Source organism: Stenotrophomonas sp. PS02289, from assembly GCF_029960115.1.
Taxonomy (GTDB): Bacteria; Pseudomonadota; Gammaproteobacteria; order Xanthomonadales; family Xanthomonadaceae; genus Stenotrophomonas.
The window spans coordinates 1-2934 of record NZ_JASCOZ010000289.1 but is presented as its reverse complement, the minus strand read 5'-3'; the positions used below and the strand labels follow the sequence as shown (position 1 = coordinate 2934).

Sequence of the window (2934 nt, the reverse complement as noted above, 5' to 3'; positions counted from 1 at the left end):
GGGCGGCGCCCGCCGGCCCCGCGCCCCCCCCCCCCCCCCCCCCCGCCGCTACCGAGGCGTCGGAGATTGTCGGCAGCCGAGCAGAGCCCGGCGTTACATCGCGTCGAGGTCGCCCAGCGCGCGGATCAATCGCCGCGCGCGCTTGTCCGGTCGATGTTCCGGGGCCTGGAACCCGTCACGCATCGCCACCCGTTGCGAGCGCTGCTCGGCGCGACGCGCTTTCGATTCCTCGCTTTCCACATACAACTGCTGCGCCACCGGCGCGGGTCCGCGCTGGTCGCTCAGCCCCAGCACTTCCACCTCGTAACGTTCTTCGCCGCGGCTGATCTGCAGCTGCTCGCCCACCCGCACCGCACGCGAGGACTTCGGGCGCTGGCCAGCCACGTCGACCTTGCCGGTTTCAATGGCCTGCTTGGCCAGGCTGCGGGTTCTGAAGAAACGGGCTGCCCACAGCCATACGTCCAGACGGACGCTCGGCACGGGCATGGAAACTTCGGTCATTGAGGCGTATCACTCCGTTCGTTTGTTCAGCGGCACGGGCCGGCTCGGGTCGCTGCGGCAGCCGGTGCCGCCGATCAGGGTGGGCACGCCGGCGTCCAGATCGCGACGCTGGCTGCCGACCTGGCATTCAGGACGGTCCATGGGCCGCACCTGGGTGTCGCGCAGGCGGTCCGTAGAGGTACATGCGGTCAATGCCAGGGCAATCAAGAGGGCAACCAGGGCCGGGCGCATCGCGATATCCCACTGACAGGCGTAGTGCTAGTGTGCGCCTGACCCGGCTCGATCTCCTTCACACATGGCCAAAGCGCCGCTTGACCTGACCACCGGCCCGATCGGGCGCAACCTGCTGTTGTTCGCCCTGCCGATCCTGGCCGGCAACATCGCCCAGTCGCTGAACGGGTCGGTGAATGCGATCTGGGTCGGGCGCTTCCTCGGCGAGGCGGCCCTGACCGCCACCGCGAACGCCAACAACATCATGTTCTTCCTGATCGGCTCGGTGTTCGGTATCGGCATGGCCGCGACCATCCTCATCGGCCAGGCAATGGGCGCGAAGGACACCGCCCAGGCGCGGCGGGTGATGGGCACCAGCGCGACCTTCTTCATCGGGTTGTCGGCGGTGATCGCCGTGGCCGGCTGGTGGCTGTCACGCCCGCTGCTGGCCGCCATGGGAACCCCAGCGGCCTCGCTGCCGCTGGCCGAGGCCTACCTGCGCATCATCTTCCTGGCCATGCCGACGCTGTATGCATTCGCCTTCCTCAGTTCGGCACTGCGCGGCGTGGGCGACTCGCGCACGCCGTTCCGCTTCCTGCTGGTGTCGGTGCTGCTGGACATCGTATTCAATCCACTGCTGATCTTCGGCCTCGGGCCGTTCCCGGAACTGGGCATTGCCGGTGCCGCGTGGGCCACTTTGATTGCACAGACGCTCTCGCTGATCGGCCTGCTCTGGTACATGCGCAACAAGCGCCACGTGCTGTGGCTGGGGCGCAAGGACATGGCGCTGTTCAAGGTGAACCTGGAGATCCTGCGCGCACTGGTGGTCAAAGGCGTGCCGATGGGCCTGCAGATGGTGCTGATCTCGCTGTCGATGATCATGATGATGACCATGGTCAATCACTACGGCACCGACACCGCCGCCGCGTACGGCGCTTCGCTGCAGCTGTGGACCTATGTGCAGATGCCGGCAATGGCCATTGGCGCAGCCTGTTCTTCGATGGCGGCGCAGAACGTCGGCGCGCAGCGCTGGGATCGCGTGCGCGGTACCGCACGCAGCGGCGTGCTGTTCAATTTCGCGCTGACCGGCGTGTTGATCCTGCCGCTGATCCTGCTCGACCGCTATACGCTGGCGCTGTTCCTGCCCAGCGGTAGTGAAGCGCTGGATGTGGCGCGGCATCTCAACCACATCGCGATCTGGTCGTTCCTGTTCTTCGGCGTGAGCTTCGTCATTTCCGGCGTGGTGCGCTCCACCGGCGCGGTGATTCCGCCGCTGCTGATCCTGGCCGCCTCGCTGTGGGGCATACGCGTGCCGTTTGCCGAGCTGATGCAGGATCGCCTGGGCGCGGATGCGGTGTGGTGGAGTTTCCCGGTCAGTTCGCTGTGCGCGATGCTGCTGTCGCTGGCGTATTACCGCTGGGGTGGCTGGCGCAAGGCGCGCATGCTGCCGAGCCATCGCGAGGAAGTGGCGGCGTCCCCGGCCGAAGTGCCGGCACAACCGCCGTCGCCGGTGGCGGACCACGATCCGGATCCTGTTGCGGGCCGCTGACCCCAAAATGCAAACGGCCACCCGAAGGTGGCCGTTGCGGGACAACTTGCGTTGTCGGGAATTACTGGGCCTTTTCGGCAGCCAGGCGGGCAGCCTTGGCCTGCGCAGCGGCAGCCAGATCTTCCTTGATGCGGGCAGCCTTGCCTTCCAGACCACGCAGGAAGTACAGCTTGGCACCGCGGGCCTTACCACGACGCTTCACATCGACCGAGTCGATGATCGAGCTGTGGGTCTGGAAGACGCGCTCGACGCCGTAGCCGTGCGAGATCTTGCGGACGGTGAAGGCCGAGTTCAGGCCGGCATTCTTGATCGCGATGACCACGCCTTCATAGGCCTGGACGCGCTCACGGTTGCCTTCCTTCACCTTCACGTTGACGACGACGGTGTCACCCTGGCTGAACTTCGGCAGCTCGCGGGAGATCTGGGCGGATTCGAAGTCCGAAAGGATGGATTTGTTCAGCTTGCTCATGGGTGCACCGAAAATGTTCGGGTGGGTGTGTCGGTTCGACAACGTGGGCTCATGCAGTCACCGGATTGCGCTGCACGTATTTTTGTATGGAGCCACCAAGGGGCGTCATGAGCCCTTTGGGAATCCGCGATTCTACTCTGTTTTTGTCACCGATGGCTATACCCGGTAGCGCCGGCCGTTGGCCGGCCCACGGACCGCCTGGGCC

At 65.8% G+C, this 2934-nt stretch carries 4 protein-coding genes; 1 reads left to right on the top strand and 3 read right to left on the bottom strand.

The genetic code is table 11. The annotated features are described in order from the left end of the window. Positions 1-93: 93 nt before the first annotated feature. The gene (locus QMX83_RS21035; protein WP_282298569.1) at positions 94-501 is read right to left on the bottom strand and encodes an RNA-binding S4 domain-containing protein; all 408 of its coding nucleotides are present in this window, start codon (positions 499-501) and stop codon (positions 94-96) included. A gap of 9 nt (positions 502-510) precedes the next feature. After that, positions 511-732, bottom strand: coding sequence for a hypothetical protein (locus QMX83_RS21690; protein ID WP_336618972.1), 222 nt, complete (start codon positions 730-732; stop codon positions 511-513). A 64-nt stretch (positions 733-796) separates the two neighbouring features. On the opposite strand from QMX83_RS21690, the gene QMX83_RS21025 reads away from it, so the two are divergent. Then, complete coding sequence (locus QMX83_RS21025; RefSeq protein WP_282298567.1) at positions 797-2260, top strand: MATE family efflux transporter; 1464 nt, start codon at positions 797-799, stop codon at positions 2258-2260. A 61-nt stretch (positions 2261-2321) separates the two neighbouring features. Here QMX83_RS21025 and rplS read toward each other — a convergent pair whose 3' ends face one another. Further along, the gene (gene rplS, locus QMX83_RS21020; protein WP_282298566.1) at positions 2322-2729 is read right to left on the bottom strand and encodes a 50S ribosomal protein L19; all 408 of its coding nucleotides are present in this window, start codon (positions 2727-2729) and stop codon (positions 2322-2324) included. Positions 2730-2934: the final 205 nt, after the last annotated feature.